The organism is Zwartia vadi (assembly GCF_030410375.1).
In the GTDB taxonomy this organism is placed as follows: Bacteria; Pseudomonadota; Gammaproteobacteria; order Burkholderiales; family Burkholderiaceae_B; genus Zwartia; species Zwartia vadi.
Genome location: NZ_JAUHHE010000006.1, coordinates 178,095 through 193,792, shown reverse-complemented (window position 1 = coordinate 193,792; position 15,698 = coordinate 178,095). Strand labels below are relative to the sequence as shown.

Sequence of the window (15,698 nt, the reverse complement as noted above, 5' to 3'; positions counted from 1 at the left end):
TTTGTCCGTTTCCCGCAGAATCCGAACAATCTGTTCATCGCTGTATCGCGTCTTCTTCATTTGCCTCTCACTCTCGAAGAGGCCATTGTCTCAAGTTATCTTGGATCGAAAAAGTTGGGACAGGTCAGTACTATTTTTAAAGACAATGTGTTTTATATAGTCGTTTTGAGATACTGATGTTGTGGTGGAAAACAAAACAAACCACAAACATTGAATATCTTAAAAGGAGCAGTTATGAGTGACTATCAAGACCATGCAATCGTTTTTTACGGAGATCTGGAATCCTGTCTACGATTTATAAAGGAGGAAACAGACGAAAACTTAGAAATTATTTTTACATTAGAAGATGCGGATGAATTGAAATACAAAATTCGTGCAGAAGTGGAGGTTTTACAAAACGAAGAGAATTGTTATTTGCGACTAAATTTAAGTGGTCCATTCGAAGGGGCGATATTTTCTGCGGTGTCATTAATGAAGCAAATAACGTATTTAAGATCAATAGCCCTTATTCGAAATTTAGAAATTCATCGAAATGTTATTTTTCGACATGATGAAGATGGTTTAAAAGATTGTTTTGAATCGTTAACGATAGGAGAGGTGTTTGATACGAAAGTATTCAACACTACTGTAATGGATGATTTTGAAGAGGACGTTGAAAGTAGTCCGTCATTACAATTTGCGTCAAATTGGATTGTTATGCCAAAAAATTTAACCGAATCTTCTCGGCTCAGATAGGCAGTAAGGGTCGTGGTGGACTGTTCACCACGACTTTTTGCGTGGAATTCAACAATCATCCCTTAGCGAACTTTGACCGAATATCTTTGCTGATAGTAGTCAACATCGCATCAAACTCCCCCTTATTAACCAGAGTCTCGACAATCCCGAGATTGCTGATGACGTCATCCAAGCTATTGCACTGAATTGCGAACTTGCCCTTGCCCAATTCAAGAGCCATTTTCCCGTATTTGATTTGAAGATAAATCTTGCCGTCTTCATTCATCCAGAACCAAGTACGGAAGGTTTTTTCACCGCTTTTATAAGCTTCAACAAGAGTTTGTTGACGACGAATGGACTTCAATAAACGACTTCGACGTTGAACTACTGGATTGATGGTTTTGGGTTTAGTAACAGGTACAAGTGATAACGACTGTTCGATGACACGTGTCATGTGATTTCTCCATAAGAATGACCCGATAACATTCCCTTGGAATTGAAATAAAGACAACGATTGAAAATGGTGAATTGAACCGTTGTCTGTGAGTAAAAGTTAGGGGAAGGTGTGAGTATGAAAGAGACACTTCACATCTACACACGGGTATCCTCAACCGCACAGCAAGAGGACGGAACTTCCTTGGAAAGCCAGAAGCAACTTGGCATAAGGAGAGCAGAAGAACTGGGGTTTGAACCTCGACTATGGAACGAGGGAGGACAGTCGAGTTCGTTTGACGACTTAAAGAACAGACCAGTCCTCGTGAGTCTTCTGACCTTGATTGAATCGGGATCAGTAAAGAACCTGTTTGTATACAACACAGACCGATTGTCGAGAAACCAACAGACTTGGGCTGTAATTCGATACAAGCTCCTGTCTCATGGGGTGACCTTGCACTCTGCATCTGGACAGATGAAGCTTAAGAACCCCGTTGATGATTTGATGTTGGGAATATTGAGTGAAATCAGTCAGTACGACAATCGGATTCGATCTGAACGATCAAGGTTAGGGAAGTTTCATAAGATTCAGCAAGGGAATTGGAAAGGCGGACCACCTCCCTTTGGTTACAGACTGACCAATCGACAATTAGAAATAGATCCGTTTGAAAGTGAATGGGTAAAGAGTATGTTTGGTTGGTACTGTCAGGGTATATCAGTCAAGGAAATCCAGACCAGACTATCAAGACAAGGGGTGATGACCAGAAGAGGTAACACCCAATGGTCCTTGGGTTCGATCCAGTTGATTTTGAGAAACCCTGTATACAGCGGGTACTACGACTATTGTGACAAGATGGTTGGTGAAACAGTACGCATCCCAGCACCGCAAATCATTGATGCTCATTTATTTCAGATCGCACAAGACAAAAGACGATTAGTACGGGAAAGAAAACTGCAACCTGAGGCAACCAAGCATTTTTATTTGTTGAGGGGAATCTTGTCTTGTGGGCATTGCGGATCAATGATGGGAGGAAGGATCAACAAGGCAGGAAATCAAAGCGTTTACTACTGCGTCAAGAAAGAACGAAGCTGGAAGACGAGGGGAGAAGACCATCCGAAATGGAAACGGGGTATTGAGTGTTCGATGGTTCGATCCGTCAATATTGAAAAGACGAACCAGTGTGTTTGGAACCTCATCAAGACAACTCTTCGAGAAATCCGAGATCAATCCCCGATTAAAACTGTCGTTGAGAGTACAGAAGACCAGATCCATCATGATCGAGTTGGGTTACTAGGTGACGAGATTAGCTGGATGACTGAAGAACAGCTTGAACTATTAAATGACGTTGATCGAAAGAACATCATTAACAAGATGATCTCATCAACCACAGTCCATTTCGACGAGAAGACAAAGAAGCACACTTTGCATGTCACGTTCTCTGAGGCAACGCAACGAGTCATCAACACAATCAGGGAAAGGAAAAGTTCCTCTGCAAACAACGGGAATCACCTCAATGAGACCTCTGAGTCTCTCTCCGAAGCCAGAATCAAAGATCAGGGTAATATCATGGGGGAATCACCCGTATCTTTGCAGACAAGCCCAGACGACATAGTTCGACTATTCGGTGACGGTGGAGTAATCGAGCCTTCCGTATTTCTCCGAACCTTCCAACGCCTGCATCTACAAGCGTTGAAAAATTAGGCAGACAAAATGCATCAACTCACTTTAGCCAATTCATCAATGCCATACGCATGCATGAGTGATCGATTCAGCACTGGATCGATCAGACTCATTTCAAAATGCGCAGCAGGCCTGATCGCCCCTTGTGTGCCGACAGTACCGCAACTCATCGCAGTCCCCTCGGGCAACTGTCCATCCTTTGTATAGCGAGCAATCAGGTCCAAGGGATGCAGTAAGGCGGACAAGTGGCCGGCTTGATACTGAACACGCTGACTGCCTTCAGTGATGTGCGACTCGATTCGCAACTGATCCCAGTGCGCGGCGACATCTTGAAAACGCCAGGCATCCGAACCGACGGGTTTAGAACAAACTTGTTTTGACAGCGCGACGCTGACTGTCTCTAGGCCACGATCGGTATGGTCAGAAGTCAAAGAAACAAGTAACTCGCCTCGATGCATAAAAACGAAGACTTCCACTTCGCCCGAACTCTCTTGCCCCACAACTTCAATCGTAGGACGCTGAGTGAGTGTCTGACTCGCCACACGATAGAATAGCGGAACAGAACTTGGTCTTGGCACACCAATCGCCGCCAACTCTTCGATATGATGTTCGATCGCGGCTTGATCACGTCCCGCCCAACCTGCGATGACCATTTGAGTGATATCGGTTGTGACTGACTCTTTAGAGCCATCTAAAGACAGCAAGTTAAATTTCAAATGCATGATATTTCCGTAAAAAATGACTCTAAGAATATTCTAAGAATAAAAATAGTTTCAAACCGCAAAGAGTTGTGGCAACCAAAGGGCCAAGGCCGGAAAGAGCGCAAGCAATAAAAGTAGCAACATCATTGCGATGACGAAGGGGATCGAACCGATAATGACAGGCGTCATCGAGCCACTGGTGCGTAGACTTTGCACCACAAACAGGTTCAAGCCCACAGGAGGGGTAATCAGCGCAGCCTCGACCAGTACGATGATCATGATTCCCAGCCAGACTGGATCGAACCCCAGTGCAATCATGACAGGCGCGACGATCGGAATCGTTGTAATCATCATGGACAACGTTTCCATGAAACAACCTAACACCAGATAAAAGACCACTAGCAGTAAAAGCATGGTGTAGGGCGAGAAACCAAGCCCTGTGATGGCATTGGTTAAAGCAGAGGTCAGGCCCGTTGCAGACATCACAAAATTAAGAAAGCTTGCACCCACAACGATTAGCATGATCATCGCCGATGATCGCATCGTGTTTTCAAGCGACTCACGCACCATGGCGAGCGTCAGACGACGATAGGCAGCAGCCAAAATCATCGCCCCCAGCACGCCGAGTGCGGCAGCCTCAGTCGGCGTCGCCACGCCCGCGTAAATAGAGCCCACCACCAATAAAAAAATTCCCATGGGGGGTAGTAGATGAATCAAGGAGCGCATACGTTCAGACCAGCTGGCTTGTATGCGCTGACCTCCCCAAGCAGGCTTGTACATGCAGGCCAAAACGATTGTCAGCATGAATAGGCCCGCCAAGAGCAATCCGGGCAGAATTCCTGCGAGATATAGCTTGGGTACCGAAGAATTAGTCAATACGCCATAGATCACCAAATTGATCGATGGAGGAATCAATATTCCAAGGGTGCCGCCCGCGGCGATACTTCCTAAAAACAAGGATTCGTTGTATCCACGCTTCGCAATTTGCGGAAGCGCAACCGTTCCGACGGTCGCGGCAGTGGCAACACTTGAGCCAGACGTCGCAGCGAACAATGCAGAGGCTCCAATGTTTGCGTGCATCAACCCACCCGGCAGCCAGGACAGCCACAAACTCAGTGCTGAATACATACGCTCGGCAAAACCCGCACGCAATAACAACTCACCCAGAAGAATGAATAAGGGAATGGCGACTAACAAAAACTCGGTATTTGTCGTCCATGCCAATTCGCCCATTGCGCGTGAGAGCGGCAACATCGAATACATTTGATCCAATGCGATTCCAAGCACGCCAAGCGCTGCACCAACGGGGATACTCAGGCCGATCAAAACCAATAGGATTGTCAGAGCAGTAGCTATCATGATGCGCGATCCTCCATCACGCGACGTTTGCCTGCGAGGGCTTCTTCTTGCGCTTCATCTTGCGACAAACGGGCACCTGCGATTTGATTGACGAGTTGATAGTTACCTGTGACAAGCGCACGACTGGCACGCTCGAGCATGAGCGCAAGCACCACGACCATCCATGCTAAACCAATAAACCACAAGCCCTGAGGTAACCATAATGGCGTCGCCAAAGGAGTATTAGCGGTCGAGCTCTGTAACCAGGAAGTCGCGACGACTTCATATGCATAACGTGTGAGCAACGTTAAAAACACTGCCAGCGCAACGAGTGACAACCAATCAAAAATAGCGGCGAGACGTACAGAAAAATGCTGATAAAAAACATCCACACGGACGTTTGCACGCTCCAGCACCACAAGCGCGAACGACCATGTGGTGCTGATCGCAAATGCATAACCAGAAAGCTCATCCGCACCCCCGATCGAGATGGAAAAAACCTTTCTGACGATGACATCAAAACATACTAAGCCTGCACTCAACAGTGTCAAAATTCCCCCACCCCATACCCCCCATCTGGAAATGCGATGGGCATAAGAGAGTCCTGACAACTGTTGTGCTTGCATGTCCGTCCTCTTATTTCTTGGCGACTACATTCAGTTTCTTACCAATCGTGGCATTGAAATCGGCCACACACTGAGCAGAACAACGTGCCGCCCATTTTGGCAAAATCACATCGACAAGTAATTTATCCAACATCGCTTTGTCTGCAGCCGAAGGGGTGACAAGCGTCATTTTTCCCTTGACCTCAAACGGGCAGGCGGCTTTACCGGTGTTGCAGGCATAGCCCTGCTCTGTTTGCTCGTTGGCTGCGTTCCACATCGTATTCATCAGATTATTGATGTTCGATTGCAAAAACGCCTGAACCTTTGGATCAATCTTGTCCCATGCCTTTTGATTCACGGCATGGATTTGCTGATTCCAGTTAATTGGCAAGGCAAGCAAGTGCGTCGAAACCTCGTACCACTTGGCAGAGTAGCCAGATAACGAGCCTGTAATCGCGCAATTCACAACCTTGTTTTGTAATGCTGGCACGACTTCACCAAAGGCGATTGTCACACTCGTACCGCCGAGCGCTTGTACAAACTCGGCTTGTGTACGACTGCTGGTGCGGACTTTCAAGCCTTTCAAGTCGCTCAGGTCTTTGATCGGCGCATTACAAAAAATGACTTGCGCGGGGTATGGCGACAAACCAAGGATCTTGACGTTATTGCTGCCACCGTAAAGCTTTGCGTAGACAGGTTCGAACAAGTTGGTGACTTCGCGCGCAGTTTTGACATCAGGGGCCAAGCCAGGCAAGTCAATCGCCTCGTTGATTGGGTTGTCGCTTGCGAAATATGACAAAGTGGCCGTACCAAACTCAATGACACCCTGGCCAATCAGACGCATCAGTTCAGGACCTTTCAATCCCATCTGGTTGAATCCCTGAATTTCAGCAGTGACGCGACCTTTCGATAGTTCGGGAATCGTCTTAGTCCAAAAGGGTTGCTCAAAATCTTTATAGGCTGTCAGATTGCTCAAGCCACCAACCACTTTCAACTGCGTGCGTGGCAGCTCTTGCGCAACTGCGTGAGAGGTCATCATTACAGCAGCACTTAGAGCTGCCATCATTAGCGTTTTCATCAGTGAGTCTCCTAGATAACGGGGTGTAAAGCCTGGATCGATCTCCCGCATGCAATCGACACAGTTTTCAACTGCTTTAATTTTTTAGAGAATGGCCAACTGGGCATTTAACTTGTCAGTCACCAACATGTACCCCGGCGCATGCGTCATACAGAATTCTGGCTTCGATGCCATTAATACAGCTTGCGGCGTGACTCCACAGGCCCAAAAAACAGGAATCTCACCAGTACGCACTTCGACCGGCTCGCCGAAATCGGGTTTGCCCAAATCATGAATACCGATCAATGAGGCATCACCCAAGTGAACAGGCGCACCATGCACGGAAGGAAACTTCGAGGTCAGCTGAATCGCACGAATAGCGTCAGCGGGCTTGAAGGGTCGCATTGAAACCACCATCGGTCCATGGAAGGGTCCGGCAGACTGTGTCGCGATGTTGCTTCGGTACATCGGAACATTGGACGCGCAGGAGATGTGCCGGACATCCAGGCCTTCAGCCACTAGGGCTTCTTCAAACGAGAAAGAGCATCCAATCGCGAAACTCACCAAATCGTCACGCCAGTAAGACGACACGTTTGTGACCTCGTCAATCAACTCTCCGTTTCGCCACACTCTGTAACGCGGAACGTCAGTACGGATGTCGAGATCTTCGCCATAACCCGGGAAAAAAGTACTGCCTGGATCAGAGACTGAAAGCAGTGGACAGGGCTTTGGATTGCGCTGACAAAACAGCAGGAAATCGGCTGCAAGCGATTTAGGCAATACAACCAGATTGGCCTGAACAAAACCCGGGGCTGCACCTGCAGTCGGCTGGGTAAATCTACCTTGGCGGATGTTTTGACGAACCTGTTGCGACGGCAGCATACGATCCTCTAGAAGCAAAATCACAAGCTCCTATTCGACGTCAGACGTTAAAACCTGTCCAATCGTGCTTTCCAATCAGGACTGATAAGAAATATTTATCAGTGAGGCGGGGGGATGATTAGACTATTTGATTATTTTCGGCGATCTGCTGAGCGAGTTTTGCAAGGGTCGCTGCGATATGTTCATCAGGACCGCGGGACCACGATGCAGTAAATGCTAAATCGGGCAGCAAATGGTCCGCGACATCGAGCAGACATAAACTTCCCGCGCGAATTTCGTCCTGTAAAAATACGGGCGTGATGACTGCAACACCGATCGCATCCAAGGTCATGCGCACAACTACTGAAAGCGAAGCACTGCCATACATGCGAGGCGAGTGTATGCCTGAGTCGGTCAATAAGTCTCTGACAAACTGGTGTGGCTGACTGGTCGCGGGATAAGTGATGACAGGGTTTGCGCCAATCTGGGCAAGCGTGGCTTTCTCGCGATGCAAACCCAATTTCGGGCTGGCTAGCCACGCCAGAGGATATTGGCAAAGCGGAATATTTTCAACGTTTGGAGCCAAAATAGGTCCCATCAAAAAAGCCAAATTCAAATGATGGGATCGAATCTGCTCGCGTAGCACCGGCGAGGTATCGACCTCGAGTTCAACGTTGAGCTCCGGATAACGTGCGTGTATTTCCTCAAGGTAGCGAGGCAACCAAGTTTGTACGATGGTCTCTGATACGCCAAGCCTGACCTGACCAGCAATGGTCTTGGTGCTTCGCGCAGCATCCATCATTTCCTGCTTGAGATCCAGCATACCCTGCGCATGGGCGAGTAACTCGCCACCCTTCGCTGTCAGGGTCACGCCACGAGTATTGCGCTCCAACAGCTTGACGCCGAGCGTTGCTTCAAGCGATGCGATCCGCTGTGAGATCGCGGGTTGAGTCGTATTGAGTTTTTGGGCAGCCGCACGGAAATTCCGCAGTGTTGCTACCCAGACAAAGGTTTCAAGATTGCGGATTTCGATCAAATGGAGACTCTATCATTATTGGTATGACGACAATACCAGAGATTCAAATCGAAATCACGGATAAAGCCTTGCAGCTATTGAACCTTGGAAGCGAGGTCTTTCCATTTTTCAATGCCTTCGCTGATGGAGCGTTTAGCATCCTCAGAAGAGCCGCCAACGGGCGTCGCCCCTTCTTCGGTAAGGCGTTTACGCACATCGGGTGATTCTAAGATGCGATTGATTTCAACATTGAGCTTGTTGATAATCTCTGGTGGGGTTCCCTTGGGCGCCACAACACCAAACCAGCCTAGTCCTTGATAACCTGGCAATCCCGACTCAGATACCGTTGGAACATCCGGCAGCATTTGCATGCGTTCAGCGCCTGTCACTGCAAGGGCTTTAAGTGCGCCTGTTTTTATCGATGAAAGTACGAGCGGTTGTGGTGCAAAATTTAACTGAGTCAAACCAGCGACCAGATCATTAATGGCCGGACCGCTCCCCTTGTACGGGACATGGGTCATATCAACGCCGGACATTGAACTAAAGAGTTCTGCAAAAAGATGATTGGATGTTCCCTTGCCGGAGGAGCCGTAATTCAGGACGCCAGGGTTGGCCTTGCCGTATGCAATCAATTCTTTGACGTTGTTTGCGGGGAGCGAAGCGGTCGCAGTCAAGATAGTGGGTGGAGTCGCGACCAAGATGACTGGATCTAGATCATTGACAGGATCGTAAGGCAGATCTTTGTAAAGACTCTTGGCTACGATAATGTTTCCGAAAGCTGCTAAGGCAAGTGTATGACCATCAGGCTTTGCCTTGGCAACCATGTTGACACCGATGGTGCCGCCTGCGCCGGGACGATTTTCCACTATGACTCTTGCGCCCCAGGCTTCACCTAATTTTAGAGCGATTAAGCGACCCAAAATATCCGTGTTTCCGCCGGGCGTGTAAGGAACGATCAATTGAATCGGTTTGTTCGGGTATTTTTCTGCGGCAATGGGTGTCAGTGCAAAAAAAACCAGGGTGAGTGCCAGTAATGATTTACTCAGTGGATTGCTTAACATGCCCGTCATCCTCCAATAATCACTGCGAAATTAGTTTTTCTTGATTTGCAGTTTGCTCAATACACTTTCAATCATTGCAGTTTCATTTTCTAGCATGACATTTGTCTCTGCCGCAGTCATGAAGCGTGGAGCCCATTGGTTTTGCTCAAGGAAGTTCTTCCACTCTTTTGTTTGGGTGACTTGTTTGAACGCGGATTCCCAAAACTTTATTTGTTCAGGACTGATGTCTTTAGGAGCCATCACGCCTTGCGGTGACGAGGTGATGGTGTCGATGCCTAATTCTTTCCAGGTAGGAACGTTGCTCAGCGGGCCTTGCAGTCGCTCTGGCGAACCAATGGCTAGTACTCGCACTTTCCCGCTTTGAAGCGCTGGAATAATGGTTGGCGTCGTTGCGCCGACCACGTCTACGTTTCCGCCGATTAGATTCGTGATTGACTCTGAAGAAGATTTAAAAGGGACAAAGGTCAACTTTGAGATGTCAACACCCCCCAGCATCAAAGCCTTGGCCGTCCCAACATGCACATCATTGCCCAGGCTGGCGGCAATCGCGATGTTCAAACTATTAGGTTGTTTTTTGAGATGGTCAATCAGATCTTGAGCTGTTTTAAAGGGAGAGTCTTGTCTAACGAGGACGCCGACATATCCATCAAGCAGCATCGCGATAGGGGTGTAGTTTTTATATGTGGTTTTAATCGTACCGAGATAGCTGTTATTGATGATAGCCGTCGGTAAAGTCATCAGATAATTTGGATCGCCTACGTTTTGATTGAGTACGTTTAGCGCAAGTTGGGCGCCCGCCCCGGGACGATTCAAAACGACGAAATTTTTGACAAGATTCTCTTTGATGAGGAGCTCTTGAAGTTTTCTGGCGACAATGTCGAGTGAACCTCCAGCCCCTGCTGGCACAATAAATTGGGTGTTTTGTCCGGGTTGTTGTCGTTCGGCACTGGCGTTATTCAAGCCAAGACTTGAAAACAAGAGAGCCACACAGAAAAGAAATGTCTTATGCATCATTTGTCCCCAGCTATTTTTAGATTTGTACGCACAAACTTAAATGTCAATTTATAGTAGTACCATAGGCTGCTACTAGTCAATAAGTGTGCGGTAACGACATAGCATAAACAAACAAGCTAAATGCTATCTTGCATTGAAGAGTGCCATCTGTTCGGGGGAAAACAATTCTTTTCTGAGCTCGATCAAACCTTTACCAAATCGATTTTCAATGTCTTGACCAAGAAAGGACATGATTTCAGCCATGTAGACATCATGGCGGATCAGTGTTTCCGCCATGCGCACTACGGCTGGATTGGTTGTGTATGCACCGGTGAGTGATGCGTCGAGGCTGGCTGTCAAAGCAATTTTATAGTCGATCGCCAAAGTAAAAAGATTGTCAGCGCCTCCCACACGTTGACCATTTCCCTCGTGAAGATAGACTTTGCTATTTTTTCCAAAACGTAAAAACTTCACATCATCGCCAAAAACGACAAAAACAAGTTTGACCCCACGCGCAGCGGCCTTCTTCATGCGTGGCGCGTGTTTGAGCAAAACGCCAGTCGAAGCTTTAATCCAGACGTGGCTTTTAGCTTGATCGATGAGTTCATCGATCTTCGCGGTAATTCTTTCTTCGCCTTCGATACTCCAGACGACATCGGAACTTTCTTGCGGTTGCATTTCATTAAACGTTTGTTGCAGGCGATCGCAGACACCACTGACATTGGAGGAAATCCTTTCGAGCAAGATACTGGGCTCGACTGGCACATAACGAACCGGATTTTCACTGATCGGTTGAACCGCTTGTTTTTTTACAAGGTTCTCGAGAGCGGCATAGGTGTTTGCCCGTTGTAGGCCGGCGATCTTGCTGATTTCATAGGCGGTAGCAGGGTTTTTACTCAGCACGCCCATATATGTGCAGGCTTCGTATTCAGAGAACCCTAGGCTTTGGAGGTCTTGAATCGGACCGGGGGTGTCAATATTTTTTCTGCTGTAAGTGGTTTTTTTTACGGCATGCTTTGACATAAATAATTTCCATCATATTCCGGCGTTGGATAAGGGTCAGCAAGAGACGCGCAGAGTTGGCTGACAAGATCCAATGATAATTCATGATTGACAGTAGTAGCTTCGACTACTACAATAATTTCCACATTCATTGAGCATCAACACAATACTATGAGCAAAGAAAACAATCACTCAGAACTTCAGCAGCGTCGAGCCAAAGCACTGGCCATGGGCGGAGAAGAGCGCATCGCGAAACGACGCGCCCAAAATATTCTCAATGCCCGCGAAAGACTGGATTATCTTCTTGATAAAGATAGTTTTCATGAGTCTGGTTTACTGGCGGCCTCCTACCGGCCTGCGGCGCGCGATAAAACGCCTGCAGACGGAAAAATAACGGGATTCGGAAAAATTCACGGACGACCGGTTGCTGTCGTATCCAACGATTTCACAGTCCTTGGGGCGTCAAGTAGTGTCGTGAATGGAAAAAAAATCAAGCATATCCGAGCCGTTGCTAATGATTCGGGCATGCCTTTGATTTTGCTTGGCGAGTCTGCCGGAGCGCGCATGCCAGACCGGATGGGAGCAGAAGGTCGTGCCATTCTTGGACAGGATCCGTTGGAATTTCTGCGCGATCGTCGCACACCATGGGTATCCGCGCTACTCGGCAGTTGCTATGGCTCATCTACATGGTATTCATGTTTGTCCGATTTCGTGGTGATGAGAAAAGGCGCGACCATGGCTGTCGCAAGCGGACGGGTTACAGAGCTCGCGATTAAACAAAGCGTGGATCCTGAAGAGCTTGGCGGATGGAAATTACATACGGCGACCACAGGATTTGTGGATGTGGCTGTTGATACGGATGAAGAGGCGCTCGAGACAATCAAGAAATTCCTAAGCTACTTGCCGAGTCATCAGGGTGAAGCGCCGCCCGTGGCTGCAGTACCTGAAGGCTCTGACGATGGGCTGCATGATATTCATGAAATAGTTCCACAGTCGAGATCAAAAACTTACGATAGTCGTGAGGTGATTCGTCGCGTGCTCGACAAGGACACAATGTTTGAGTTGAAGCCGCGCTTTGGAAAGTCACTGGTTACTACATTGGGCCGAATCGATGGTAAATCTGTAGGCGTGATTGCGAACAATCCAAAATTCAAGGGTGGCTCCATCGATGTGGATGCTTGCGCGAAAGCAACGAGTTTTTTAGTGTTTTGTGACTCGTTCAATATCCCGATTATTTTTCTGGTCGATCAACCTGGCTTTTTGATAGGCATAGACGGTGAGCGACGCGGAGCGCCTGGACGCATTATCAACTGGATGAACGCCTTGGCACAGGTCACTGTTCCGAAAATCACTATTACGCTTAGAAAAAATTACGGTCAAGCCTACCTCAACATGGGCGGAGGCCGAAACAGTAATGATGCGGCGGCATGGCCAGAAGCGGACTATGGATTCATGGATGCCGGGACTGCTGTGAATGTATTGCACGGAGTGCGATATGAAGATGATCCTGCGCGTTTTCTGCAACTTGTTGAAAATGTGTCGCAAGATAACGCTCCGTGGGCACTCGCCGCTCTCTACGAAATTCAGAGCGTCATTGAACCCAGCGAAACGCGTGAGTACTTAAAAGCAGTGCTTGGGGTAAATTCTAGGGGGCCTTCGCGGGGCGTGGGTCAACATCGTCTGAGTAATTGGCCGACCAGTTATTAAATAAGGGCATCAGTCCTTTTTGCAAACACTTGCCCTCAAAACCAATCTTATTTGGAGACGTTATATGGCCATCATTTCAATCAAAAGCGACATTACTGGAACAGTTTGGAAGGTGCTCGTCAAGCAAGGCGACTCGGTACAAGAGGATGGCGAGCTGGTTATTCTGGAGTCCATGAAAATGGAGATTCCGGTCACAGCGAGCGAAGATGCGGTGGTGCATGAGATCTGTGTGGTCGAAGGCCAGTCAATCTCAGAAGGCGATGTCGTTGTAACCCTCGAAGTTTAACGATTCATTAAGTATGGAATAGTTGACCGGGGGAGAGATGGATTCAATTGAGATGGCGCGTCAGTTAATCGCACAGGCCAGGACAAATGGAAGAAGCGCTCTGGATGAGCCGACTGCCAAGCGTGTTTTAAAGGGATATGGGATACGCGCGCCACAGTCTATGGTCGTGCATACGGAGGCCGAGCTAGACGAAGCATTCCGACAATTTTCAGGTCCTGTTGTGCTCAAGCTCATTTCCCCCGAGGTCTTGCATAAATCGGATTTTGGAGCGGTCGTATTGGGTTTGCGCGACGCGGAGTCAATCAAGGCGTCAATGCGCGAGATCTCAAAAAGGTGTCGAGACCAAGGCTATGCCATTGATGGATTTTTATTAGAGGAAATGGTGGATAAAGGCCATGAGATTGTCGTCGGTGGATACCGAGACGAAACCTTTGGCCCGGTGATCATGTTCGGGTTAGGCGGGATATTTGTTGAGGTTTTACAAGATGTGACATTCAGGATTTGTCCAATCACCGAAGCCGACGCACGTGAAATGATTCAAGATCTGCGTGGGGCGTCTTTACTCAAAGGCGCTCGAGGTGGCATCAACGTTCCCGATGAGGTTATTGTGGAAACATTGATGACTATCGGAGGAGAGCAGGGATTATTTTATACGCTCGCAGACAGCATTGAAGAGTTGGATATCAATCCCTTGTTGGCCACTGCCCAAGGCGTAATCGCCTTGGATGCGCGAATAGTTTTGGCAGAGTGTTAGAAATATGCAGAGCTTGTCTAATCTCAATCGTGCTCAAGAAACGAGCGCTCCAATCAATTTCGATCCCTTGTTTCACCCGCGGACGATTGCTGTCGCCGGCGTGTCAAACAAAGGGGAGGGTCAGGGTAATCGTTTCATACAACGGCTACGTCGCTCGGGTTACAAGGGAATTATTTATCCTATCCATCCCAGCGAGTCCGAACTAGAGGGCTTGCCTGCATATCCCAGTCTTGCCGAGACGCCAGAGCCGATTGATTATGCTTTTATTGCCATTCCTGCGGAGAGGGTCCCAGACTTGATTGCAAACGCTGGCGGCCGAGTCAGGTTTGCGCAAGTCATGTCCAGCGGATTTGGTGAAGGCGGAAAAGGTGAAGCCTTGCAAGCCGCGTTAGTGGATGCGTTGCGAATTGGCCGGGTGCGTTTACTGGGTCCTAATTGTCTTGGCGTGTACTCACCCTCGGCGGGAATGACTTTCGTAGAGGGCCAAAGTGCACCAGCCGGATCGGTTGGAATTTTTTCCCAAAGTGGCGGACTGTCGGTCGATATCATTAAACATGGCGAATATCGTGGCGTTCGCTTCACAGGCGTTGTTTCGCTAGGAAACTGTCTGGATGTCGGACCTTGTGACTTGTTGGAATATTATCTGTCGGATCCTCGCGTTCGGGTAATCGGCGCATATCTTGAAACGGTTCATGAGGGCAGGCGTTTCTTCGAAATCTTGCGCGCGGCGAAAGCCAGAAAGCCTGTTGTCATACTCAAGGGCGGAAGAACTGAACAGGGCCAACGGGCGGCCGTCTCTCATACAGGCTCTCTAGCTGGCAATGATCAGGTCTGGAGGGCCCTCGCTTCCCAAACCGGGTCGGTGCTTGTGGAATCGCTGGAGGAATTCATCGATTCACTCGTGGCGTTTCAAAACTGGGCAACGGAAAAGAAGCCGTTTTGTGGAAATGTTGTTTTATTCGGCAATGGGGGCGGTGCGAGCGTATTGGCGTCTGATGCCCTGGGCCGACTGGGTATCGAGCTTCCGGCGATCGGCACCGATACCGCGATCAAACTCGACGCGCTCGGTATTTCTGCAGGGGCAAGTTTAGAAAATCCGCTCGATTTTCCCGCGAATATTTTGAATCGTTTTGGTGGGAAGCTATTCGAAAAATTACTCAAGATAGTGATTGACGAAGATCGACCCGAGATTGTGTTGATTCATTTAAACCTGCCAGTGATTCTGCCTTATCGAAATGGCGAGCTCATGAGCGAGCTCATGAGCATGGTACTTAAGCTACACAACTCATTAAATCGTGAAACAAGTTTGTTTCTGGTTTTGCGCTCTACCGGTCAGTCGGACTATGAAGAGCAGCGCCAGAAATATGCGTTGACAGCCATGCAGGCGGGCATTCCGACATTTCAGGATTTGTCCTCAGCCGCTCGCGCGCTAGGTGCCTTAAAAAGATACGGAACATATTTTAGTCATCGAACTAATGGATTGTGAGTGAA

16 protein-coding genes are annotated in these 15,698 nt (G+C 48.3%); 6 read left to right on the top strand and 10 right to left on the bottom strand.

Features of this window, described 5'->3' with window-relative positions:
* The first annotated feature begins 234 nt into the window (after positions 1–234).
* A complete protein-coding gene (locus QWY27_RS07355; RefSeq protein ID WP_290196225.1) occupies positions 235–735 on the top strand; it encodes a hypothetical protein in 501 nt (166 codons plus the stop codon).
* A 55-nt stretch (positions 736–790) separates the two neighbouring features.
* Here QWY27_RS07355 and QWY27_RS07350 read toward each other — a convergent pair whose 3' ends face one another.
* Positions 791–1,168: a hypothetical protein gene (locus tag QWY27_RS07350; RefSeq protein ID WP_290196223.1), complete on the bottom strand. Its 378-nt coding sequence runs from the start codon at positions 1,166–1,168 to the stop codon at positions 791–793.
* Between the two features lie 117 nt (positions 1,169–1,285).
* Between QWY27_RS07350 and QWY27_RS07345 the strand changes: the two genes are divergently transcribed.
* Complete coding sequence (locus QWY27_RS07345; RefSeq protein ID WP_290196221.1) at positions 1,286–2,848, top strand: recombinase family protein; 1,563 nt, start codon at positions 1,286–1,288, stop codon at positions 2,846–2,848.
* A gap of 14 nt (positions 2,849–2,862) precedes the next feature.
* On the opposite strand, the gene QWY27_RS07340 is transcribed toward QWY27_RS07345, so the two are convergent.
* From QWY27_RS07340 to QWY27_RS07300, 9 genes are all read right to left on the bottom strand, one after another.
* The gene (locus QWY27_RS07340) at positions 2,863–3,549 is read right to left on the bottom strand and encodes a DUF2848 domain-containing protein (protein ID WP_290196219.1); all 687 of its coding nucleotides are present in this window, start codon (positions 3,547–3,549) and stop codon (positions 2,863–2,865) included.
* A gap of 51 nt (positions 3,550–3,600) precedes the next feature.
* A complete protein-coding gene (locus QWY27_RS07335; RefSeq protein ID WP_290196217.1) occupies positions 3,601–4,887 on the bottom strand; it encodes a TRAP transporter large permease in 1,287 nt (428 codons plus the stop codon).
* On the bottom strand, positions 4,884–5,492 hold the full coding sequence (locus QWY27_RS07330) for a TRAP transporter small permease subunit (protein WP_290196215.1): 609 nt from the start codon (positions 5,490–5,492) through the stop codon (positions 4,884–4,886). The genes QWY27_RS07335 and QWY27_RS07330 overlap by 4 nt, the downstream gene beginning before the upstream one ends.
* A gap of 10 nt (positions 5,493–5,502) precedes the next feature.
* On the bottom strand, positions 5,503–6,549 hold the full coding sequence (locus QWY27_RS07325; RefSeq protein ID WP_290196213.1) for a TRAP transporter substrate-binding protein: 1,047 nt from the start codon (positions 6,547–6,549) through the stop codon (positions 5,503–5,505).
* Between the two features lie 84 nt (positions 6,550–6,633).
* Complete coding sequence (locus tag QWY27_RS07320) at positions 6,634–7,410, bottom strand: putative hydro-lyase (RefSeq protein ID WP_290196211.1); 777 nt, start codon at positions 7,408–7,410, stop codon at positions 6,634–6,636.
* Between the two features lie 118 nt (positions 7,411–7,528).
* The gene (locus tag QWY27_RS07315; protein ID WP_290196209.1) at positions 7,529–8,425 is read right to left on the bottom strand and encodes a LysR family transcriptional regulator; all 897 of its coding nucleotides are present in this window, start codon (positions 8,423–8,425) and stop codon (positions 7,529–7,531) included.
* A gap of 74 nt (positions 8,426–8,499) precedes the next feature.
* Entirely contained in the window at positions 8,500–9,465 is a 966-nt protein-coding gene (locus QWY27_RS07310; RefSeq protein ID WP_290196207.1) for a Bug family tripartite tricarboxylate transporter substrate binding protein, read from the bottom strand.
* A gap of 30 nt (positions 9,466–9,495) precedes the next feature.
* Positions 9,496–10,479: a tripartite tricarboxylate transporter substrate binding protein gene (locus QWY27_RS07305; RefSeq protein WP_290196206.1), complete on the bottom strand. Its 984-nt coding sequence runs from the start codon at positions 10,477–10,479 to the stop codon at positions 9,496–9,498.
* Between the two features lie 123 nt (positions 10,480–10,602).
* Positions 10,603–11,481, bottom strand: coding sequence for a TrmB family transcriptional regulator (locus tag QWY27_RS07300; protein WP_290196204.1), 879 nt, complete (start codon positions 11,479–11,481; stop codon positions 10,603–10,605).
* Positions 11,482–11,631: 150 nt separating this feature from the next.
* On the opposite strand from QWY27_RS07300, the gene QWY27_RS07295 reads away from it, so the two are divergent.
* From QWY27_RS07295 to QWY27_RS07280, 4 genes are all read left to right on the top strand, one after another.
* The gene (locus tag QWY27_RS07295) at positions 11,632–13,167 is read left to right on the top strand and encodes an acyl-CoA carboxylase subunit beta (RefSeq protein ID WP_290196202.1); all 1,536 of its coding nucleotides are present in this window, start codon (positions 11,632–11,634) and stop codon (positions 13,165–13,167) included.
* A gap of 64 nt (positions 13,168–13,231) precedes the next feature.
* Positions 13,232–13,453 (top strand): acyl-CoA carboxylase biotin carboxyl carrier protein subunit, encoded by a 222-nt coding sequence (locus QWY27_RS07290; RefSeq protein ID WP_290196200.1) that lies wholly within the window; start codon positions 13,232–13,234, stop codon positions 13,451–13,453.
* Positions 13,454–13,490: 37 nt separating this feature from the next.
* Complete coding sequence (locus QWY27_RS07285; RefSeq protein ID WP_290196198.1) at positions 13,491–14,207, top strand: acetate--CoA ligase family protein; 717 nt, start codon at positions 13,491–13,493, stop codon at positions 14,205–14,207.
* A 4-nt stretch (positions 14,208–14,211) separates the two neighbouring features.
* Positions 14,212–15,693, top strand: a complete 1,482-nt coding sequence (locus QWY27_RS07280; protein WP_290196196.1) for a CoA-binding protein — start codon at positions 14,212–14,214, stop codon at positions 15,691–15,693.
* The last annotated feature ends 5 nt before the right edge of the window (positions 15,694–15,698 follow it).

Coding starts and splice junctions, on each gene's coding strand:
- QWY27_RS07330 (WP_290196215.1), bottom strand. CDS start 5,492: ATGCAAGCACAACAGTTGTCAGGACTCTCTTATGCCCATCGCATTTCC.
- QWY27_RS07300 (WP_290196204.1), bottom strand. CDS start 11,481: ATGTCAAAGCATGCCGTAAAAAAAACCACTTACAGCAGAAAAAATATT.
- QWY27_RS07290 (WP_290196200.1), top strand. CDS start 13,232: ATGGCCATCATTTCAATCAAAAGCGACATTACTGGAACAGTTTGGAAG.
- QWY27_RS07345 (WP_290196221.1), top strand. CDS start 1,286: ATGAAAGAGACACTTCACATCTACACACGGGTATCCTCAACCGCACAG.
- QWY27_RS07335 (WP_290196217.1), bottom strand. CDS start 4,887: ATGATAGCTACTGCTCTGACAATCCTATTGGTTTTGATCGGCCTGAGT.
- QWY27_RS07310 (WP_290196207.1), bottom strand. CDS start 9,465: ATGTTAAGCAATCCACTGAGTAAATCATTACTGGCACTCACCCTGGTT.
- QWY27_RS07350 (WP_290196223.1), bottom strand. CDS start 1,168: ATGACACGTGTCATCGAACAGTCGTTATCACTTGTACCTGTTACTAAA.
- QWY27_RS07295 (WP_290196202.1), top strand. CDS start 11,632: ATGAGCAAAGAAAACAATCACTCAGAACTTCAGCAGCGTCGAGCCAAA.
- QWY27_RS07285 (WP_290196198.1), top strand. CDS start 13,491: ATGGATTCAATTGAGATGGCGCGTCAGTTAATCGCACAGGCCAGGACA.
- QWY27_RS07325 (WP_290196213.1), bottom strand. CDS start 6,549: ATGAAAACGCTAATGATGGCAGCTCTAAGTGCTGCTGTAATGATGACC.
- QWY27_RS07305 (WP_290196206.1), bottom strand. CDS start 10,479: ATGATGCATAAGACATTTCTTTTCTGTGTGGCTCTCTTGTTTTCAAGT.
- QWY27_RS07280 (WP_290196196.1), top strand. CDS start 14,212: ATGCAGAGCTTGTCTAATCTCAATCGTGCTCAAGAAACGAGCGCTCCA.
- QWY27_RS07340 (WP_290196219.1), bottom strand. CDS start 3,549: ATGCATTTGAAATTTAACTTGCTGTCTTTAGATGGCTCTAAAGAGTCA.
- QWY27_RS07320 (WP_290196211.1), bottom strand. CDS start 7,410: ATGCTGCCGTCGCAACAGGTTCGTCAAAACATCCGCCAAGGTAGATTT.
- QWY27_RS07355 (WP_290196225.1), top strand. CDS start 235: ATGAGTGACTATCAAGACCATGCAATCGTTTTTTACGGAGATCTGGAA.